The sequence below is a fragment of the Actinomadura sp. NPDC049753 genome, from assembly GCF_040674655.1.
Lineage (GTDB): Bacteria > Actinomycetota > Actinomycetes > Streptosporangiales > Streptosporangiaceae > Spirillospora > Spirillospora verrucosospora.
The window spans coordinates 51521-71083 of sequence record NZ_JBFARL010000015.1 but is presented as its reverse complement, the minus strand read 5'-3'; the positions used below and the strand labels follow the sequence as shown (position 1 = coordinate 71083).

General features: G+C 71.8%; 15 protein-coding genes and 1 pseudogene. 7 read left to right on the top strand and 9 right to left on the bottom strand.

The window, feature by feature from the left end:
• On the bottom strand, positions 1-360 hold a 360-nt coding region (locus AB0K37_RS06820), incomplete at its 3' end, for an ABC transporter permease (RefSeq protein ID WP_363975928.1).
• Positions 357-1943 carry an ABC transporter substrate-binding protein gene (locus AB0K37_RS06815; protein WP_363975926.1) on the bottom strand — a complete coding sequence of 529 codons (1587 nt, stop codon included), beginning with the start codon at positions 1941-1943 and terminating at the stop codon, positions 357-359. The genes AB0K37_RS06815 and AB0K37_RS06820, both read right to left, overlap by 4 nt.
• Positions 1944-2073: 130 nt before the next feature.
• Here AB0K37_RS06815 and AB0K37_RS06810 point away from each other — a divergent pair, with 130 nt between their 5' ends.
• Entirely contained in the window at positions 2074-2694 is a 621-nt protein-coding gene (locus AB0K37_RS06810; protein ID WP_363975923.1) for an Lrp/AsnC family transcriptional regulator, read from the top strand.
• Here AB0K37_RS06810 and AB0K37_RS06805 read toward each other — a convergent pair.
• Both AB0K37_RS06805 and AB0K37_RS06800 read right to left on the bottom strand, forming a co-directional pair.
• Entirely contained in the window at positions 2678-3046 is a 369-nt protein-coding gene (locus tag AB0K37_RS06805; protein ID WP_363975920.1) for a hypothetical protein, read from the bottom strand. The genes AB0K37_RS06810 and AB0K37_RS06805 overlap by 17 nt on opposite strands.
• A gap of 240 nt (positions 3047-3286) precedes the next feature.
• On the bottom strand, positions 3287-3487 hold the full coding sequence (locus AB0K37_RS06800) for a hypothetical protein (RefSeq protein ID WP_363975918.1): 201 nt from the start codon (positions 3485-3487) through the stop codon (positions 3287-3289).
• A gap of 280 nt (positions 3488-3767) precedes the next feature.
• Here AB0K37_RS06800 and AB0K37_RS06795 point away from each other — a divergent pair, with 280 nt between their 5' ends.
• From AB0K37_RS06795 to AB0K37_RS06780, 4 genes are all read left to right on the top strand, one after another.
• Positions 3768-5435 carry a glycoside hydrolase family 13 protein gene (locus tag AB0K37_RS06795; RefSeq protein WP_363975915.1) on the top strand — a complete coding sequence of 556 codons (1668 nt, stop codon included), beginning with the start codon at positions 3768-3770 and terminating at the stop codon, positions 5433-5435.
• A gap of 408 nt (positions 5436-5843) precedes the next feature.
• Complete coding sequence (locus AB0K37_RS06790; RefSeq protein WP_363975913.1) at positions 5844-6467, top strand: TetR/AcrR family transcriptional regulator; 624 nt, start codon at positions 5844-5846, stop codon at positions 6465-6467.
• A 110-nt stretch (positions 6468-6577) separates the two neighbouring features.
• Entirely contained in the window at positions 6578-7786 is a 1209-nt protein-coding gene (locus tag AB0K37_RS06785) for a cytochrome P450 (RefSeq protein ID WP_363975911.1), read from the top strand.
• A gap of 5 nt (positions 7787-7791) precedes the next feature.
• Positions 7792-8025, top strand: coding sequence for a ferredoxin (locus tag AB0K37_RS06780; protein WP_363975934.1), 234 nt, complete (start codon positions 7792-7794; stop codon positions 8023-8025).
• A gap of 127 nt (positions 8026-8152) precedes the next feature.
• Here AB0K37_RS06780 and AB0K37_RS06775 read toward each other — a convergent pair whose 3' ends face one another.
• The 4 genes and pseudogenes from AB0K37_RS06775 to AB0K37_RS06760 form a co-directional block, all read right to left on the bottom strand.
• The gene (locus tag AB0K37_RS06775; RefSeq protein WP_363975909.1) at positions 8153-8515 is read right to left on the bottom strand and encodes a hypothetical protein; all 363 of its coding nucleotides are present in this window, start codon (positions 8513-8515) and stop codon (positions 8153-8155) included.
• A 194-nt stretch (positions 8516-8709) separates the two neighbouring features.
• A pseudogene (locus AB0K37_RS06770) lies at positions 8710-8832 on the bottom strand (ArsR family transcriptional regulator); the annotation flags it as partial.
• Between the two features lie 39 nt (positions 8833-8871).
• A complete protein-coding gene (gene ligA / locus AB0K37_RS06765; protein WP_363975906.1) occupies positions 8872-10863 on the bottom strand; it encodes an NAD-dependent DNA ligase LigA in 1992 nt (663 codons plus the stop codon).
• A 70-nt stretch (positions 10864-10933) separates the two neighbouring features.
• Positions 10934-12604 (bottom strand): serine/threonine-protein kinase, encoded by a 1671-nt coding sequence (locus tag AB0K37_RS06760; RefSeq protein ID WP_363975903.1) that lies wholly within the window; start codon positions 12602-12604, stop codon positions 10934-10936.
• 647 nt (positions 12605-13251) lie between these two features.
• Between AB0K37_RS06760 and AB0K37_RS06755 the strand changes: the two genes are divergently transcribed.
• On the top strand, positions 13252-17658 hold the full coding sequence (locus tag AB0K37_RS06755; RefSeq protein WP_363975900.1) for a HEAT repeat domain-containing protein: 4407 nt from the start codon (positions 13252-13254) through the stop codon (positions 17656-17658).
• Positions 17659-17691: 33 nt separating this feature from the next.
• Here AB0K37_RS06755 and AB0K37_RS06750 read toward each other — a convergent pair whose 3' ends face one another.
• Positions 17692-18162 carry a hypothetical protein gene (locus AB0K37_RS06750; RefSeq protein ID WP_363975897.1) on the bottom strand — a complete coding sequence of 157 codons (471 nt, stop codon included), beginning with the start codon at positions 18160-18162 and terminating at the stop codon, positions 17692-17694.
• A 255-nt stretch (positions 18163-18417) separates the two neighbouring features.
• Between AB0K37_RS06750 and AB0K37_RS06745 the strand changes: the two genes are divergently transcribed.
• Positions 18418-19524: an epoxide hydrolase family protein gene (locus AB0K37_RS06745; RefSeq protein ID WP_363975894.1), complete on the top strand. Its 1107-nt coding sequence runs from the start codon at positions 18418-18420 to the stop codon at positions 19522-19524.
• The last annotated feature ends 39 nt before the right edge of the window (positions 19525-19563 follow it).

The following is a 19563-nucleotide window of genomic DNA, read 5'->3' as shown; positions in this document are numbered from 1 at the left end:
CAGGTCGTCGGCGACCGGCCGGTGGCTCTGCTGCGACTCGCCGAGGTCCCCGCGGACGAGGTTGCCCATGTAGGTCGCGTACTGGACGGGCAGCGGCTTGTCGAGGCCGTGCTCCTCCCGGAACTGCTGGACGATCGCCGGGTTGGCGAGCGCCTGCTGGCCGAGGTTCGCGGTGGCCGGGTCGCCGGGCACCATGTTGGTCAGGATGAAGGTGACCAGGGTGACCCCGACGGCCAGCAGTACGGAGACCGCCAGCCGCCGGGCCAGGAATCGCGTCAGCGGATGCCGTGACCACCACCGGGCGCCGGGCGGCCGGCGGCCCTTGAGCGTCCGCTCGTCCGACGGGTGAGGAGACTTCATTTGCTGCCGAGCGCCGCGATCTCGAAGGTCCACACCGGGTTGACCGCCAGGCCGGTCAGCGACCCGGCGGTGACCAGGCGCTGGCTCGGCTGCATCAGCGGCACGATCGGGCCGCGCGCGTTGAGCTGGGTCTGGATCTGGTGGTACTGGGCGAACCGGTCATCGCCGATGGTGCTCGCGGCCTTGGCGCCGGCGTCCTCCAGGGCCTTGTCCGCGCCCTTCTTCCAGCCCGCGCGCTCGCCGATCAGGCCGCCGGGCAGGAAGGCGAGGTAGTTGCTGGCGTCCGGGTAGTCCGGGCTCCACCACCACAGGCCCATCTCCTCCTTGCCGTCGCGGTAGCTCTCCAGCGCGGTCGCGATCGGCGCGGGGGCGAGGTCGACGGTGATGCCGACCTCCTTCAGGTTGGCCTGGATGCGCTCGGCCAGAGGCTGGAAGGACAGGCCGTTGAGCGTGAAGTCGCTGGGGAACTCCAGCTTGACCCTGGGGTTCGTGATCCCGCCGGCGGCGAGCGCCGCCTTGGCGCCGGCGACGTCGCGCTTGGGCGCCTGCGCCGCGGGCAGCGAGCCGTTGATCATGGACGGGACGATCCCGGCCGCCTGCACCGAGCCCTCGCCGGCGAGTTCCAGCAGCCCCGCGTAGTCCACGCCCTTGCTGACGGCCTCGGCGAACCGGGGATTGGAGGTGATCTTGCTGACGGACGGGTTCCGGTTGGTCAGCAGGAAGAACACGTTGGCGGACGCGCCCTTGACGGTCTGCGTGCCGCCGCCGATGCCCTGGGCCTGGTCGGCCGTCAGGTCCACCGCGATCTGGCTGTCGCCGCGCTGCACGTTCAGCTTCTGCGTCTGCGACTGGACGTTGCGGAGCACGACCCGCTTGTAGACCGGCTTGGTGGCGCCCCAGTACTTCGGGTTGGCCTTGAGCACGACCTGGGTGGCGGCGTTGAAGGACTCCAGCATGTACGGGCCGGATCCGGCCGACTGGCCGTTCAGGTACTTCTCCGCCTTGTCGGCGGGGCTCGCGGCTCCGCCGTTGGCCTTGACGACCTTGGAGTTGAGGATGCCGAGCGCCGGGTTCGGCAGGATGAACGGCAGCGACGGGTTCGGCTTGGCCGACACCAGGGTGATTGTCTTGTCGTCGGTCTTCTCGACCGTCACGCCTTCGAGCAGGAACGACGGGTTGCCCTTGAGGTCGCGGACCCGGTCGAGCGAGAACACCACGTCGTCGGCGGTGACGGGACTGCCGTCGGAGAAGACCGCGTCCTGGCGCAGCTTGAGCGTGAGCTTCTTGCCGTCCTTGGACAGCTCGAACGACTCCGCCAGCGCCGGCACCGGCGTGCTGACGTCGGAGCCCTTGAAGCTGAGCAGCGTGTCGTAGAGGGCCCGGTCGATGAGCAGGCCGGTCTGCTCGTACATCCGGCCCGGGTCCGCGGTCTTGAGGTTGAACGAGGTGTCGATGACGAGGGCCTTGCCGCCCCCGGACGACGAGGACGTCCCGCCCCCGCCCGAGCAGGCGGTCAGGCTGAGTGCTGCGGCCACGAGGACGGGCAGCGCCGCCCGCCGTGTGGTTCCACTCGTGATCGGCATCGTGGCCTCCGGGTCTCGGTCAGGTCCGTTGTCTGCTTCTGGACGACGAAGACCGATAGTGCGAGACTTCCGGCTGAACGTCTACGAGACCACCGAAAGTCAAGATAAAGCGAGAGAAGGAGACGGATCTATGGACAGACCGTCGCACGGACCACCTTCTAAGGGGGGCGAGTCTGGACAGATCCGCACCGGGCTGGACGCGATCAACCTCAAGATGCTGGAGGTGCTGCGCCAGGACGGCCGGATCTCCATCGCGGCCCTCGCCCAGCGGGTCGGGATCTCCCGGGCCAACGCCTACATGCGCTTCGAGGCGCTGCGCACCAGCGGTGTGATCAGCCGGTTCACCGTGCAGATCGACCCGGTCCGCACGGGCCTCGGCATCTGCGCGCTGATCTTCGTCACCGTCCGGCAGCAGATGTGGCCGCAGTTCCGCGCCCAGCTCTCGCTGATGCCCGAGGTCGAGTACTGCGCGATCACCACCGGCCAGCACGACGCGATGATCCAGATCCGGGCCACCGACGTCGCCGCCGTGCACCGCCTGGTCTCCGAACGCCTGGCCGGCATCCCGGCCGTGAAGGCCACCGAGACGGTGCTCATCCTCGACGAGGTGATCCGCCGTCCGTTCGTGCTGACGTCGGACTACGCCCCGGCGAAGGCGGAGGCGGAGCCGGGGCCCGGCCCCGTCGCCCTCGGCCGGATGCGCTTCATCCGCGCGGACGCGGGGCGGGCCGAGCTCAAAGACCTTCCGTGAAGATCTCCTCGCAGACGCTGACCTGGGGCGTGTCGTCCCCCTCGAACCGGAACTCCTCCACCAGGCGGATCCGGCCATCCTGCAGAAGCTCGATCCGGTTCGTGCTGGACCCGGCCACCGGGTCCGCGCTCCCCTTGGTCAGGTGCACGTAGTTCAGCCGGACCTCGGCCCCGCGCCGGGCCCCCACGAACCGTCCGTGGACCACGGTGTCGCCTTCGTAACTGCCCCACACCACGCCGCCGGCCTCGGTGTAGGCGAATCGCGTGGGCGCGTCAGGGTCCACGCGGCTCGCGGTGGAGCTGACCATCGCGAACCGGCGGCCATCCAGATTAAAGAGATCGTTCTCGTTCACGGGGGTCATCGTGCCGGGTTCCGTGGCTCACGCAATCGCGCCTGAACGCATCGTCGCGGAACCGCGCACCTGATGGACGAACCGTCCGCGACAGGCGACCGTGACACCAATCCGTCTCGGACCGCCCCGTCGCCACCGCACCGCCGCACCGGTGGACGAGGCAAGAGAACGGGGCCGCGCACCTGAGTGCGCGGACCCCATTCCGTGTTCTCGCATCCAGGCGTCAAGCCCGGAGCGCGGTTAGGCGGCGACCTTCCGCATGAAGGCGAAGACGACGCCGGAGAACCCCGCCATGACCGCGAGGAAGGCGAAGAAGCCGCCCCACGACGAGAAGATGCCCATGGCGGCGTTCGCGATCACTTCGAACCCGACGTTGTTCAGCACGAGCACGACGAGACCGAGCATGGTGCACTGGAGCAGGAGGAAAAAGTAGCCGCGCAAAAGCCCGACTCCTTTCGTCTGGTTTTTTTCGAGGTGTGGCTCTGATGAGGCACCCCGCGGGACGCTCGGAACGAGACGCTCCCACTTCTGACAGTCCACAGAGGACCGGTAGAGGCAAGGAGCCCGCGGCCCATCCTGCGTCCCGGCGGCCGCGGCCCTCGAACGTTGAGAAACTCGCTCCTCACGCGCGTCGGAACGCGCGAGTTTCCTCGGTCGATCACCGGGCGTCCGACGGGTCACCTCAGGTGCGGACCGAATCGATCTCCAGACTGTCCCTCGTATGGATCCATCGTCGAGCCCTCCTTCACCGACGCGCCCCGCGGAGTTCTCCGGCTTCCCGGCGGGCGATACGCGCTGGTGGCGTGACGCGGTCATATACCAGGTCTATGTGCGCAGCTTCGCCGATGCCGACGGGGACGGAGTCGGCGACCTGGACGGAATCCGCGGCCGGCTCCCCTATCTCGCCGCGCTCGGCGTCGACGCTTTGTGGATCACGCCGTTCTACGAATCGCCGATGGTCGACGGCGGCTACGACGTCACGGACTACCGCTCGGTGGATCCGACGTTCGGCAGGCTCGCGGACGCCGTCGAACTGATCGAGGAGGCGCACCGGCTGGGGCTGCGGGTCATCGTTGACATCGTGCCGAACCACACCTCCGACCAGCATGTCTGGTTCCAGGAGGCGCTGGCCGCCGGGGTCTCCGGGCCGGCGCGGTCGCGCTACGTCTTCCGGCCGGGGCGAGGCGCCTCCGGCGAACTGCCGCCCAACGACTGGGAGTCGGTCTTCGGCGGTCCCGCCTGGACCCGGCTGCCCGACGGGCAGTGGTACCTCCATCTGTTCGCTCCGCAACAGCCCGACCTGAACTGGGAGCACCCGGACGTGCGCGCCGAGTTCGACGATGTCCTGCGATTCTGGCTGGACCTGGGCGCCAACGGATTCCGCATCGACGTGGCGCACGGCATGGTCAAGGCGGCCGGGTTGCCCGACGTCGGTGACGCGCCCCAGTCGCGGTTGCTGGGACGCGGCAAGGTGCCGTACTTCGACCAGGACGGCGTGCACGACATCCACCGAGGCTGGCGACGGCTGCTCGACTCCTATCCCGGGGAGCGGATCGGCGTCGCGGAGGCGTGGGCGCCCTCGCTCGATCGGCTGGCCAACTACGTCCGCCCGGACGAGCTGCACCAGGTGTTCAACTTCGACTACATGAGGACCGACTGGGACGCCGGTGAACTGCGCTCGGTGATCGAGAAGTCCCTGGCCTCGACCGGCTCAGTCGGCGCGCCCACCACCTGGGTGCTGTCCAACCACGACGTCCAGCGGCATGTCACCCGCTATGGCGGCGACGAGCTCGGACGGCGGCGGGCGCGAGCGGCGGCGCTGCTCACCCTGGCGTTGCCCGGCTCGGCGTACGTGTACCAGGGCGAGGAGCTCGGCCTGCCCGAGGTGCTCGACATCCCCGCCGAGCTGCTGACCGATCCGCAGCTGGAGAGTCTCAAGGGCGGACGGGACGGTTGCCGTGTTCCGCTGCCGTGGTCTGGCAACGAGCCCCCTTTCGGATTCGGACCGGGCGGCGCCTGGCTGCCGTCGCCGCCCGAGTGGAAGTCGCTCACCGTGGAGGCGCAGTGGGACGACGAGGCTTCCACGCTGACCCTTTACCGCAAGGCTCTCCGTATCCGGCGCGACCATTCCGCGCTGGGCGACGGGGAGCTGCGCTGGCTGGACGGGCCGCCGGGTTGCCTGGTCTTCGAACGGAGCGGTCATTCCGACGGCCCTCGAATGCTTTGCGCGGTGAACACCGGCGACCGTAGCGTCCAGATACCAGCCCGCGGTTCGATCCTGCTGAGCAGCGAGCCGATCCGCACGGAAGGCCCGAACGCGATCCTCCCGCCCGACACCGCCGCCTGGTGGAGCACTGCGCTCGGCGAGGAGCTGGACACGGGCAGCTGAACGCAGTCGCGCCTGCGGCGCTTCGCGTTGCACGGTGAGCGCACATGAACCGCCCTCTCCATTTCTGTGGTGATGTCAGTTCCCGCGGGATCGGAGCGACGAATCGCCTTCCGCACCGCCGGCACTTGCATGAACGGCCATTGGTTGAAAAGCACCCGCTATACAGCCCGGCACCATCCATTGGGCAACGGCGAGGGGAAATGCCGGGCGAAACAGAGGTGAGGGCGTTGCGCCGGCGGCTCGGAGCGGCCTTGGCCTGCTGGAGCGGCTTGTCGCGCATGCCGGTCACACGTGTGTTGTGAAGCAGAGTGCTCGCCGTCCGTTCTTTTCCGTCTTGAAGGCTGCCGTGACGCTTTCGGCTGGCTTACGGTGTTGAGCACTCTGGGTCCGGCATGGAGGGCGGGCGGCATGCGGGACGACGTGACGGCGCGGAGCGGGCTGAGGAAGGTGCCGCTGAGCAGGCCCGAACGGCGCGCGGAACTATTCGACGCCGTCCTCGCCCTGCTCTCGGAGGTCGGGTACGAGCGGCTGACCATGGACTCGGTGGCGAGGCGCGCGCGGGTGGGCAAGGCGACGCTGTACCAGCGCTGGCCCACCAAGGCCCATCTGGTGATGGCCGCGATGGAGCGCTACCGGCCCGTGGTGTCCGGACGGGACGCGGGCTCGTTCACCGAGGACATACGCCAGCTGCTCATGGCCTACGTCGCCAGCTGGTCGAGCCTGGACCGCGGGCTGGTCATCGCGCTGCTGGAGGGCAGCCGCCGGGACGCCGAGCTAGCCCGGCTGCGCCGCGAACGGCTGGCCGATCCCGTGCGGCGCTCCATCGAGGCGGCGCTCGACCGGGCCCGCGAACGCGGCGAGATCCCCGGACGGGTGGACGCCGGGCTGCTGGCCGACCTGCCCTTCGCGGTCATCCTGGGGCATGTGCTGATGCAGGACGAACCTCCCGGCCGCGACCTGGTCGACCGGTTTGTGGACGGCATCCTGCGCCCCCTGCTGGACGTCCCCAACCCGCCGGAACCTCGCGTATAGAACGGATCCGTTCTACTTTCGAGGCGGATGCCGTCTCCTCCGGCGAGCCCGCTCAAGCCGTCCCGCCGGGAGCGGCACAGCGCGAGTCTCCGAGGAAGGGATCTCGTCCCATGCGCGCTCCGCAGCCCCCCGCCTCCCGCCCCGCCCCGCTTCCCACGCGGCGCGACGACCCGCTCGACCCGCCACCGGAGCTCGGCCTGCTCCGCGGCGAGTCGCCCGTCTCCCCGCTGTCGTTCCCCGACGGCGCGACCGGCCTGCTGCTCACCCGGCACCAGGACGTGCGCGAGATCCTGGCCGACGAGCGGTTCAGCGCCGACCGGGCGCAGGCCTCCTCGCCGATCAGGCGGCCCGCCTTCCGGCCCGAGGACCGAGCCGGTTCGCTGCTGTTCATGGACCGGCCGGAGCACACCCGTTACCGGCGGCTGCTCACGCCGTTCTTCACCACCCGCCGGATGCAGGCCCTCGGGCCCCGCGTCGAGCGGATCGTCGCCGACCACCTCGACGCCCTGCGCGCCGCCGGCCCGCCCGCCGACCTGGTTCCGGCGTACACCCTGCCGATCCCGTCCCTGGTGATCTGCGAGCTGCTCGGCGTGCCCTACGCCGACCGCGCCCGCTTCCACGCCTGGTCGGCCGCCCTGCTCAGCGTCACCGCGGACACCCGGCGGGTGGCGGAGGCCAGGGACGCGCTGCTGGACTACATGCGGGAACTGGTGGCCGCCAAACGGCGCAGCCCGGACGACGCGCTGCTGGGCTCGCTGATCACCTCGGGAGCCCGGCTGAGCGACGCTGAGCTCAGCGGCATCGGCCGGCTGCTGCTGGTCGCCGGGCACGAGACCACCGCCAACATGCTGGCGCTGGGCACCCTCACCCTGCTCACCCGTCCCGGCCAGTTGGACGCGTTCCGCGCCGGCCCCCAAGCGGCCGGCCCCGCGGTCGAGGAGCTGCTGCGCTACCTGAGCATCGTCCAGTTCGGCGTCGTCCGGGTCGCCAAGGAGGACGTCGAGATCCACGGGCACCCGGTGCGCGCCGGGCAGACCGTCGTCCTGTCGCTGCCCGCCGCCAACCGCGACCCCGAGCACTTCGAGGATCCCGACGAGCTGGACGTCACGCGGCCGCCGTCCCAGCATGTGGCGTTCGGCCACGGCATCCACCAGTGCCTCGGGCAGCAACTGGCCCGCGTGGAGATGCGCATGGCCCTCACCGCCCTGTTCGACGGGCTGCCCGGCCTGCGCCTCGCGGTGCCGCCCGAGGAGGTGCCCATGCGGCACGACATGTTCGTCTACGGCGTCCACCGTCTCCCGGTGAGCTGGGAGCAGTGACCGCCGTGCGGATCGTCGCCGATCACGACCGCTGCCTCGGCGCGGGGCAGTGCGCCCTGTACGCGCCGGAGGTCTTCGACCAGTCCGACGAGGACGGAACCGTCGTGCTCCTCGCCGAGTCCCCTCCCGGGAATCTGCACGAGAACGTCCGCCGGGCTGCCCTGATGTGCCCCAACCAGGTCATCAGCCTGCACGAATCCGCCGAGGAGGCGTCGCCCGTGGACGCGCCCTCCCCATGACCAGCGCACCCGAACCGCGATGAGAACCCCGGCGCGCCCTCACGAGTCGAGGGCGCGCCGGGATGGCCGCCGGGCTCGTCGACCGCATCCGGTTCCTCTCTCGCCAGCTCTTGGGTGGCGGCATGCGTCACCGCTGTGCGCCTCGGGACGAGGTGAGGCGTCCGACGCCGGGCAGGAACCAACCGACCTCTGCGGCATAGGCGGCGTAAGCATCGCCGTGGGCGTGCAGCAGGTACGGCTCTTCGACAGCGCGGACCTGCATCTGCACGGCCACCACGGTCAGGACGAGGCCGAACAGCGCGATCGCGTTGGGAACCATCGCGGCCAGCCCGGCAGCGGTGGCGATCACCGTGGTGAAGATGGAGGTGCCGGCCAGCGCGCCCGCCACGCCCGCGAGGGCCTGGGCGGTCCCGGCCGCGTGGACGGCGGTGTGCTCCAGGGCCGGCGGAGGCGGGGATCCCGGCCAGCGCAGCGATCGGGCCCGCGGCACCGACGAGCAGCGCGCCGATGAACAGCACCCTGGCCCACCATTGCACGGTCCCCTCGGCCAGGCCGCCCCCACGGAAGCCGGTGTCGCCGGTGCGGCGCCACTGCAGGAAGGTGCGCAGCCCGAACGCCACCCGCCGCACGGTGGTCATGTCCCCCGGTCGGGGGCGGGAGGGCAGGCTCCCACCGGCTGGTCCTGGCGGCGCCGTAGGTGGCGCACAGCGCGACGGCGCGGTCCGTGGCGGAGCGCAGGTGCTCGGCCGAGCGCAGCAGGTCCAGCAGCTCTGGCGTGGCGATGACGTTGAAGGACTGGCGGCCCTCGGTGCTCCCGACCGGGGGTGCTCCGGGAGCCGGATGGGTTCAGACGACGCCGGCTTGGGCCAGCCAGCGCCACAGTTCGTCCTGGTGGACGACGGTGACGCCGAGCTTCTCGGCTTTGCCGGTCTTGGCGGCTCCGACGTTGGCTCCGGCGAGCAGGTAGTCGGTGCTGGCCGAGACCGACGACGCGGTCGTCGCGGCCGCCTGCTCGACCAGGCGCGTGACGTCCGGACGGCTGATCTTCGCGCCGGAGCGGGGGTCGGTGAACGCGCCGGTGATGACGACCGACTTTCCCTTGAGGGGCGAGTCGCCCGCGGCGGCCGCGTCGAGGGGCCGGTCCTCGGGCAGCACGTCGAGGTCCACGCCGCGCTCGCGCAGCGCGGCGATCTCTTCCCGGACCTCGGGACGGGCGAAGAAGGCCACGATGCTCTCGGCCGCCTTCGGTCCGATGTCGCGGATCGCCACCAGGTCCTCGGCCGTCGCCGCCGCGACGTCCTCGATGCGCTCGTAGCCGGCCAGGCACAGGCGCTTGGCCGTGCCCTCGGAGGCCATCGGGATCGCCAGCCCGATCAACGCGCGCCGCAGCCCGACCTTCTTGGAGGACGCGATCGAGTCGACCATGTTCTGGGCGCTGACCTCGCCCATCCGCTCGTAGCCGAGCAGCTGCTCGACCGTCAGGTCGTAGAAGTCGCTGCGGCGTTTGAGCACGCCGTCCTCGGCGAGCTTCTCGATCCAGACATCGCCGACGCCCTCCATGTCGGCCGCCTGGCGCGACGCCCAGTGCATCAGCCGCCGCGTCGCCTGCGCGGGGCACTGCAGGTTCACGCACCAGCGCTCCTCGCCGGTACCGCGGACCTCCAGTTCGGAGTCGCACGACGGGCAGCGCGTCGGCGGGACGATCTCGACCTCGCTCCCGTCGCGCCTCTCCGGCAGCGAGCGGCCCGCGAACGGGATCACGTCGCCGCGCCGCACGACCGCCACCGTGTCGCCGATCCGCAGATCGCGCTCGCGGATCAGCCGGGGGTTGTGCAGGGTGATGTTCTCCACCGTCACGCCGCCGACGAACACCGGCGCCACCTTCGCGCGCGGCGGGACGCGGCCGATCTTGCCGACCGGCCACTGGACCGCCAGCAGCGTCGTCAGCTTCTCCTCCGGCGGGTACTTGAACGCGATCGCTCCGCGCGGCTCGGCGCTGTTGAAGCCCGCGGCGTCGAACGCCGCCGGCTCGTGGAGCCGCACGACCGCGCCGTCGATGTCGTAGTCGAGGTCGTCGCGGCGGCCGCCGATCTCATGGATCGCGTCGATGACCTCTTCGGCGCCGGCGCCCACGTACTGGGCGACCGACTCGAAGCCCGCCGGGACGTCGATCGCGTCGCCGTCGCGGTCGGCGCCGAACGCGAAGAACCTCAGCACCCGCTTGGCCTTCACGGCCGCTTCGGGGTCCTTCAGCACCAGCGTTCCGGCGGCTCCCGACCGCGGGTTGGTCAGGATCCGCTCCGGGTGCGCCTCGTTGTAGGCCGTCCAGACCGACCGCAGCATCACCGCCTCGCCGCGGACCTCCACGCGCCCGGGCTCCTCGATCTCGGTCGGCAGGCCCGGAATCACGTGGCGCACCTTCTCGGTCACCAGTTCGCCGACCGCGCCGGTGCCGCGCGTGGCGACGTAGTCGAGCCTCCCGTCGGTGTAGACGACGCTGAGCGAGAGCCCGTCGAGCTTCTCCGACACGCGGAAGACCTGGCCGACGAACCGTTCGCAGAACGTGCGGATCTGCTCCTCGCTCGTCGCCTTGGCCAGCGACAGCATGGGGCGCGCGTGGCGCACGGTCGGACCGGTCAGCTCCGCGGGCGCGTTGACCTTGCCGAGGGGGCTGTCGGCGGGCTCCAGTTCGGGGTGCTCGGCGACCAGCGCCGCCAGCTCGTCCTTCAACGCGTCGTAGTCGGCGTCCGGCAGCGGGCTGTCGCCGGCGCCGTAGTACAGATCGTTCAGTCGCTTGACCTGGGCGGTCAGCTCGGCGATGCGCTCTCCAACGTCCACGCCTCGATTAAACGCGACGGCACCGACAGCCGGCCGCTCCACTCCCCCGGCCCGGACCGCGATCCTCGCGTCAGACGACCTTGGCGCAGAGGACGCCTCGCCGGAAATCCCATGTCAGCGAGCCGCGGGGGCACCGGTTCTTGTGGTAGCCGGTGAACCGGAGCACGCGGCCGTATTCCTTCGGAAGGCCGCTCCTGCCGCATCTCCACGAGGTCATCAAGCCGTAGCCGCTGATGGCCGCCAGACCCGGTTTGCTGCCCTTCTGGCCCAGGAAGCACTCGCCGCCCCTGAACCGCCGTTCCACGCAGAGATAGATTCTTTCGCCGTCGTGGGCCGGGGACTCCCAGTACGACTCTCCGTTGAGCGGCTTGGCGTTGCACGCACTGCTGGTCTTCTCCACCCCGGTGACCCTCAGGTAGGCGTCGCTCTCCCCGCAGGAGACGGCGCGGGGCATGCCCCCGAGCCACCCGCCGGGGTTCCAGGGGTCCCCGGACGTGCCCAAGCAGTCGTTGACCGAGATGGCGTCGAACGCCTTCCAGGTCTTGTCGGGGGTCGGACTCGGCCGGATGCTGCTTCCCTCGCCGGTGAGGCCGGTCGAGCGGCTCTTCGGCGAGGCCGACGCGGCGCCGGCGTTGTTCGACCCCTCGGAGTCTCCGTTGCCGGCGACGACGATGAGCACGGCGACGAGCACGACGCCCGCGACCCCGGCCATGACCGCCGCGGCCTGCTTGGCCGGTGGACGCACTCGCCGACGCTCCGCCCGCACCGGCGGCGATGGGCGCTGGTCCGCGGGCGGCTGATCCTGCCCGTCCTGCGAAGGGAGCGCTCCGCGTTCGCCCGTGCCGCCCTTCCTCGTGAAGACCTCGGTCTCGGCCACCCGCGAGGCGATCATGGTGGTGAACGTCTCCGGCAGGGGCATGCCCTCGTCCGCGACGAGCGCGGAGCAACGGTCCAGGAACTCTCCGGTCGCCGGCCGGCCGCGCGGGTCCTTCTCCAGACCGGCCTCGATCAGCGGTCTCAGCGATGCCGGGACGTCGGCCAGGTCCGGGTTCTGGTGGCGGACCCGGTAGCCGAGGGCCTCGGGCGGCCCTTCGCCGAAGGGATGGCGGCCGGTCGCGGCGAAGGCCAGCACGGCGGCCAGGCAGAACACGTCGCTGGCCGGTTCGAGGTCGCCGCCCAGGAACTGTTCGGGCGACATGTACCCGGGTGTGCCCACCAGGGTCAGGCTCTGGGTGGGCGCGTCCATCGCGCGCGCGATGCCGAAGTCGATGATCCGCGGCCCGTCCTGGGCCAGCAGGACGTTCCCCGGCTTGAGGTCCCGGTGGATCACGTTCTGCTCGTGGACCGCCCGCAGCCCTTCGGCGAGCCCCGCGCCAAGCGCCGCCACCGAGATCTCGGGCAGCGCGCCGTTCTCCTCGACGGCGTCCTGCAGCGACGGCCCGGCTATGTACTCCGTGACCAGCCACGGCGGGTCGGCGTCGGCATCGGCGTCGATCACCTGCGCGGTGTAGAAGCCCTTGATGCGGCGTGCCGCCGCGATCTCCTTCGTGAACCGGCGCCGGAACACCGCGTCGTCGGCGAAGTGAGGGTGGACGACCTTGACCGCCACCAGCCGCCGGCCCTGGGACCGGCCCAGGTAGACCTGCCCCATCCCGCCCGCTCCCAGCCGCGCCAGCAGCCGGTACGGCCCGACCCGTTCCGGATCGGCGGCTCTGAGCGTCCTGAGTCCCGTGCCGGACATCCCACCTGCCCCAGGTTCGTCGAACATCATCGTCTTTTCGAGGACGAGCCTGGTGACGGCGGTCGTCCGGTGGCAGCGCCCGCAGCGCGGCGCCCGCGTCTTCACGTGCCTGAGCTGGGGCCATTCTGCGCAGCGGTCATCGTTGATCACAGCTTTTACACGAGGTCTTTGTCGACGGATCGCCCGTTGCTGGCTCAGGAAGGGGCCGGACGGGCCGCGCCGCGGCGCCCGGAACCCGCCGGGGAGCGGCGCGGAGCGCTCGCTACGCTGGGCGCGCATCCGTGATCTGCTGGAGTTGAGAGCGCATGACGTCGGTCGACGACCCGGTCCTCACCGCCGTACGCTGCGCCGCCGCGGACGGGGTCGCAGCCGCGCTCGATCCGTCGCGGTGCCCGCCCGCCACCTTGCGGCTCCTTGTCCGGCACGAGGACGCACGCCTGCGGGGCCTTGGCCTCGTGAGCCTTGCCGAACGCCTTGAGGCGAGACGAGATGAGGACCGTTCCGAACTGGCCGAGTTCGCGGCGTCGTTGCCGGGAACGCTCGACGGTTCGCCGGAGGCGTCCTTGGCCATGGCGCGCCTTCATCTGCGCTTGCGCTCCCACCTCCGGCACCGGCCCTGGCCGCGGTGGCGGGAGGCGGATCCGCCGGTGCGGATCCAGATCGCCTGGCTGACCGCCGAGATCGCCGACCGGCCGGAGACCGTGCGGGACGAGCCCCCGGGCGAACTGCTCTACCAGGCCGTCCGCGGGATCGGCGTGACCGACGTCGACGAACCCGAGCTCCTCGTCCAAGAGTTGATGGGGCGGCTCGATCCCGTGCTGCGGTCGGAGGCTCTGCGGGTCACGCGCGAGGCCCTGCACGCGGGGCTGCTGGCACCGGAGCGGGCCCGGACCCTCGTGGTGGGGCTCACCGGGTCGATCGCCGGGGAACCCGCGGCGGGCACTGCCGCGGCCGGCGTTGCCCCGGCGGCGCTGCGTGAGCTGGCCGAGCCCTGGGCCGCGTTGGATCCGCTCCCGCAGGAGCACCTCTACCGGTTCCTCGAAGCCGGGCCAGGCGGCGCCGTCCCCGCGGTGGCCGCCGCGGCGATCGAAGCCGCGGCCCGCCATGGGCACCAGGACCTGCTCCGCGACATCGCCGCCGACCGAGGCCGGCCGCCGGGGCTCCGTCAGCGGGCGCTGGAGCTGCTCGGAGACCTCGCGACCCGCGACGACATCGGCGATCTCGTGAGCATCGCCGCCACCGACCCGCTCCTGCTCGCCGGGCCGGTCACGCGATGCCTGCGCGGGCTGCACCGGCGTGGGCACTTCCCGGCGGGCGGCGCCGTCCCGGCGATCGTGCGCTTGGCCGTCGCCGACCACTCGGTGCCCGCGGGCGAGGTCGCCACCATCCTGTTCACGTCCCGGCAGGAGACGCTCAAGGAGCTGATGGGGGCGGATGCGGACGATCCGCACTGGCCGCGCCGGCTGGAGCTCCTGGTCGCTCTGGCCGCTCAGGGCGCCGGAGACCTGCCGGTGGGTGAGAAGGTCACTGACCTGCTGCGCTCCGCGCCGGATGCCCGGCCGTTCCTGAGGGCGATCCGCGCGCTGCGCCATACGGCCGCCGAAGAGGCCGTCATCGCCGCGCTGCCGCGGTCGCCCGCCGCAGCGGTGGAGGCCCTCGAAGCCGTGGGCGGAGCCCGGACGGTCACCGCCCTGCGAGACGGTCTGGGCCTGGACGGACCCGACGGCAGCGGCGCGGTGGCGCCCCACCTGCGGCCCGTACGCCACCGTGCCCTGGAGGTGCTGTGGCATCTCACCGAGGACCCCGACCAGCGGAGGTCGATCCTGGTCCGGCTCGACCCGCGGGATCTGCCGGTCCGGATCGCCGCAGATCTCGGCGGCCCGGACGAACGGGAACTGGCGTTTCTCCGCGCGGGCCTGGACCCGGAGAAGCCGGTCGACGCCCTGTGCAGGCTGGCTCGCAACGCCGGCTCCGAGACCGTGCCGGCCATCGCCGACCTTCTGCTGCGGGTGGTGGCCGATCTCGCGGCATCCTGGGCGCCGGACGCGTCCGGAGATGCGAGCGAGCCGACGGTGCCGCAGGAGGTCGTCGCGGCCGTTCGCGACCTCGGCGGCCGCCTCCACGAAAGAGGAAGGATCAGGCCGCGCTGTCTTCTGGACGCCGCGGACGCGCGGGAGGCGGGCGACGCGCTCGTCGCCGGCATCGCGCTCGATCTGCTGGACCGCCCTGACCTGACGGCGGCCGAACAGATGGTGCTGCTCAGCCTGCTCCTGCAGACCTCCCATCGCGGGATCAGGGCACGGGTGCATCCGCTGCTGCGCCACCGTGACCGCCATGTCCGCAAGCACGTGATCGCGCTCCTCGCCCGCGACGCCGACGGCGAGGACGCGCAGGCACTCTCGGCGAGCCTGATCCCCCTCACCGCAGCCTCCGATGCGCAGACCGCGCGACAGGCGCTGCTCGCGCTCGGGCACGCGCGCGCGTGCTGGGCGGCGGCGGCGATCGCCGCCTGCCTCGACCACCCCAACATGAACGTCAAGAAGACCGCCGCGAACGCGCTGGTCCATGCCGGGGCCCCCGTGGCAGTGCCGAAGCTGCTGTTCTGGCTTGGAAGGCACGACAACCCCGGGCTGCAAAGCGCGCTCGTCGCGGCACTGCGGACGATCCTCGGCGACGCCTACGCCGCGACCGTCGTCGCCGCGGCCGACCGCGCCGCCGACGACCGCACCCGTGCCCTCCTGCTGGCGGGACTCGACGGCGCGCTGTCCGCCCGTGCGGTCGGCGCTCTGGCCGACCAGGGGTCGCCGGCCGGGGCGGCCCTGCTCTCGCTCGTCGCCGCACGCCGGCTCACCCTCGGGTCGGGTACGGCCGCGGAGCTGGCGGACCGGATGGCGGCCCACGGCATCACGCCGCCGAGCCGTCGGCAGGGACCGCGGGCCGCCCGGCCGGACGCCGAGATCGACGCCCTGGCTGATCGCGGCTGGAACACCGAGATCGCACGGCGCCTCGCCGAAGGGTTCGACCGGGATTCCGCCGAGCTGACCGCCGAACGGCTGAGCCGGCTCCGGCCGATGCTGGAACGCTGGCTGGAACTGGCCGCCGAGGAGCCGGAACAGCGCGGCCGCGTCCTGCGGCTCGCGTTGCGGCTCTGCCCCCCACCGTGGACGGCCGGTGAGACGGAGGCCTTCTCCCGGTCGGCAAGGACGCTCGTGGCGGGGCTGGCCGAGATCGGCGACGCTCATCGCGACCGCCTTCTCGCGCTGCTTGAGGACACGGTCGGGCGGTTGCCGTCCACCAGCGGGTTCGACATCGCCGCACGGATTCGAGCGCTGCCGCCGGAGGCCGTGGGAGGCCGGTCCCTGCTGGTGCTGCTGCGCCGGTGCGGCGCGGTGCTGACCCGCACCGATCTCGGGCGGGCGCTGGCCGCCGCCCGCGCGGGCGCGAACCCGTGGCTGGCGGAGGCGGAGGTGTTGCGGGAGGCATTCGGGCTGGCAGGACCGGCGAGCGATCGCGCCGAGACGTCCGAGCCTCCCGCCGTGGGCCGGTGGCGGGACGCTCTTTCCGCGGCCGCCCGCACTCACGACGGCCTCCGGCGATTCCGCGTCGCGGACCGGCCCGTCGACCTCGACGACCGCCCGATCGGTTCGCGGGACCGGCTCCGCGCACTGATCGACGTGTTCGTCGAAGCCGGCACGGGGGTGCGCGGACCTCTGCTGGACTGGATGGTCGAGTTGCAGCCCCTCGACGCACCGACGTGGACCATCGCGGAGGACGCCCGCCGGTCCGCGTCGGACCGCGCGGCCGGTCCCGGTGATCGGGACCAGCCCCGTTCGGCGGTTCTGCGTGAGCGCCTCCTGAGGCTGCTGGAAGAGCCCGAGCGGGATCGACGCGAAGCCGCGGCCCGCGCCATGCTGGGCTGGCCCGAACCCGAGTTCCGGCTCGCGGTGCTGCATGCCTTCCTCGACGGCCGGGTCGACCTCGCCGTCTCCGGCGATCTCGCGCAGGCCCTGACGCTCATGAACGAGACAGAACTGCGCCGGGCCGGAGACCGCGGCTCCGGCGGCGAAGCGGTTCGCGAACGGATCGCCCGCGTCGCCTCCCATCTGGACCCGCCCGACGTGGACCGGTTCATCCCGCTGCTGGCGGCATGGTGGGAGCACGGCGGACCCTCTCTCCACACGTCAGCCGGCCGAGCATTGCGCAAGGCGGACCCCGACGTCCTGGCCGAGGCCCTGTCCGGCCGGCTCGACAACGGGGACTGGGGCCTGCTCGATCTCATCTCCGGCGTCGCGCTGCTGCGCACCCCCGCGCTGGCGCGGGCGCACCGGCGCCTCCGCGAGGAGGGACGCCACGACCTCGCGGACAAGCTCGTGTTGGTGGACGAGCCGCTGCGCCGTCCCGGAGCGGCCGAGCGGGACTCCGCCGCCCTCTCGGCGCTCCGGAGCCGACCGCCCGTCCCGGAGGCCGGGCGACGGCCGACCCGGGCGGAACTGTTCCGGCTGGCCCGTACGGGCGGCCCCGAGCAGATCCGCCGGGCGCTGACCCTGCTCGCCGAGCGTCACGACGACGACCCCGCACGCACGCGCCGGCACGGCGCGGACCGGCCCGCGGATCCCGATCCCGAGTTCAGGGAGCTCCTGGCCGAGTCGCTCGGCCATCCCGAGGCCAGGGTCCGGCTGCACGCCCACCGGATCTCCCGAAAGGTGATGGATCGCGAGGACTACCTCGAACACACCGTGCTGCTGCTGGACGACAGGCAACCGGACATCGTGCGCTCGGCGGTCAAGACCTTGTGCCACGCGGCGTGGAAGCCGGCCGTCCCAGCACTGGTCGGCCTGCTCACGCACTCCCACCCGGCCGTCCGGAGGGCCGTTTCCGACGGGCTCGTCCTCCTCGGGGCACCGGCGATCCCCGCGCTCAGGCACGCCGCCGGTAGGGCGCGCCCGGACAGGCGGAACCTCTACACCACCGTGCTCGACAAGATCACAGAGGCGCCGGACGGGGCGGCGTCCAGTCCGCGGGACCCTGCCGGACCTTCGGGCCGGCGGTCATGAACGCGTCGAACACCGCTGCGTCTCGCCCGGTCGCTACCGCTGCCGCATCCAGCGTTCGGTCTTGCGCCATCCCTCTCGGCAGGCGGCCAGAAAGGCATCGCGTCCCGCCGGGAACGACCCGCCTCCCTCCACACCCTGCCGGTAGGACTTCTCGCAGAAGTCCGACGGAGCGTTCTCGCCCATGGTGACGCGCATGCCCGCGGCCATCTGCGCCATCGTCGTGAACGTGTAGCGCTTGCCGTCCGGATCGATCATCACGATCTGCTTGCTGTTGGTGACCTTGGGGTCGGACGGCGTCGCCCGCGGCGGCGCCGGCCGAGCGCTCGTGGGCGGCGGCGCGGAGGGCGGCGCGGCATCGGTCGTGCCCGCGGAGGGCGTGCCCGGTGCGGGCGCGGAGGACGAGCCGGCCGCCGCCTTCCCGCCGTCGCCGTCGCCGTCGCACGCGGCGGCGCCGATGAGGAGCAGGCCGCTCACGGCCAGGCGGATCGCGATCGTTTTGGTCACGGGGAGCTCCGAGAAGAGACGATAACGGACGGACACTGAAGAAACACGCGTTTGTCTGACGGCCGCCCGCAGGGGAAAGGTTCGCGCCATTATCGAAATCCCGAGCGGAGGGCGCACCTCGGGCCGCGGTCGATCGCGCCCTGTCCCCCACCCACGTCGCCCTCCTTCATTGTTGGCACGGCCAACGAGTTGGGATAGGGTTGGCCTCACCAACATTGGCCATGCCAACGAAGTGGCGATCTCTGGAGTCAGAGCATGATCAAGCCGTTCCGCATCGACATCCCGCAGGCCGACCTCGACGATCTGGCCGACCGGCTCGCCCGCACCCGCTGGCCCAACGAGGTCGCCGACGCCGGGTGGGACTACGGCTTCCCGCTGGCGCGGCTCAAGGAACTGGCCGAGCACTGGCGCACCGGCTACGACTGGCGCGAGCACGAGGCGCGGCTCAACGAGCTCCCGCACTTCACCACCGAGATCGAGGGCCAGAACATCCATTTCGTGCACGTCCGGTCGCCGAGGCCGGACGCGCTCGCGCTGGTCCTCACCCACGGCTGGCCGGGCTCGTTCCTGGAGTTCCTCGACGTGGTCGAGCCGCTGTCCCGCGACTTCCACCTGGTGATCCCGTCCATTCCCGGGTTCGGCTTCTCCGGCCCGACCCACGAGCGCGGCTGGGACGTCGTCAGGATCGCCCGGGCCTGGGCCGGGCTGATGCGCCGTCTGGGATACGAACGCTACGGCGCGCAGGGCGGCGACTTCGGGTCGGGCATCTCCCTGGCGCTCGGCGCCGTCGCGCCCGAGCGGGTCGTCGGCGTGCACGTCAACTACCTGCCGACCCGGCCGGCCCCGGACGCCGGCATCGAACTGTCCGAGGCCGACGAGGCCCGGCTGGCCAAGGTCAAGCAGCTGATGGCGAACCGTCCGCCCTTCCAGGCGCTGCAGGCCCTCACCCCGCAGACCATCGGCTACGCGCTGACCGACTCGCCGGTCGGCCAGCTGGCCTGGATCGCCGAGCGCTTCGCGGAGTGGACGGACCCTCGCTCGCAGCTCGGCGACGACCGGATGCTCACCGACATCTCGCTGTACTGGCTGACCGCCACCGCGGCCTCCTCGGCGCGGCTGCACCACGACGCCCCGCGGCGCACCGAGCCGTGCCGGGTGCCCGTCGGCGTGGCGGTCCTCCCGCACGACATCACGCAGTCGGTGCGGCCGCTGGCCGAGCGGCTGTACGACATCAGGCACTGGTCGGAGTTCGAACGCGGCGGCCACTTCGCCGCGATGGAGGTGCCGGAGCTGTTCGCCGAGGACGTCCGCGACTTCTTCCTCACCCTTGCCAAGGACGACGATCCGGTCGCCACGCGCTAGAGGACGCCGCCGGCCGCGAACCCCCGGCCCGGGAGTTCG

Bases quoted from the DNA above. Each gene is read 5' to 3' on its own strand.
- AB0K37_RS06795 (WP_363975915.1), top strand. From the start codon at position 3,768: ATGGATCCATCGTCGAGCCCTCCTTCACCGACGCGCCCCGCGGAGTTC.
- AB0K37_RS06815 (WP_363975926.1), bottom strand. From the start codon at position 1,943: ATGCCGATCACGAGTGGAACCACACGGCGGGCGGCGCTGCCCGTCCTC.
- AB0K37_RS06790 (WP_363975913.1), top strand. From the start codon at position 5,844: ATGCGGGACGACGTGACGGCGCGGAGCGGGCTGAGGAAGGTGCCGCTG.
- AB0K37_RS06745 (WP_363975894.1), top strand. From the start codon at position 18,418: ATGATCAAGCCGTTCCGCATCGACATCCCGCAGGCCGACCTCGACGAT.
- AB0K37_RS06810 (WP_363975923.1), top strand. From the start codon at position 2,074: ATGGACAGACCGTCGCACGGACCACCTTCTAAGGGGGGCGAGTCTGGA.
- AB0K37_RS06760 (WP_363975903.1), bottom strand. From the start codon at position 12,604: ATGTCCGGCACGGGACTCAGGACGCTCAGAGCCGCCGATCCGGAACGG.
- AB0K37_RS06785 (WP_363975911.1), top strand. From the start codon at position 6,578: ATGCGCGCTCCGCAGCCCCCCGCCTCCCGCCCCGCCCCGCTTCCCACG.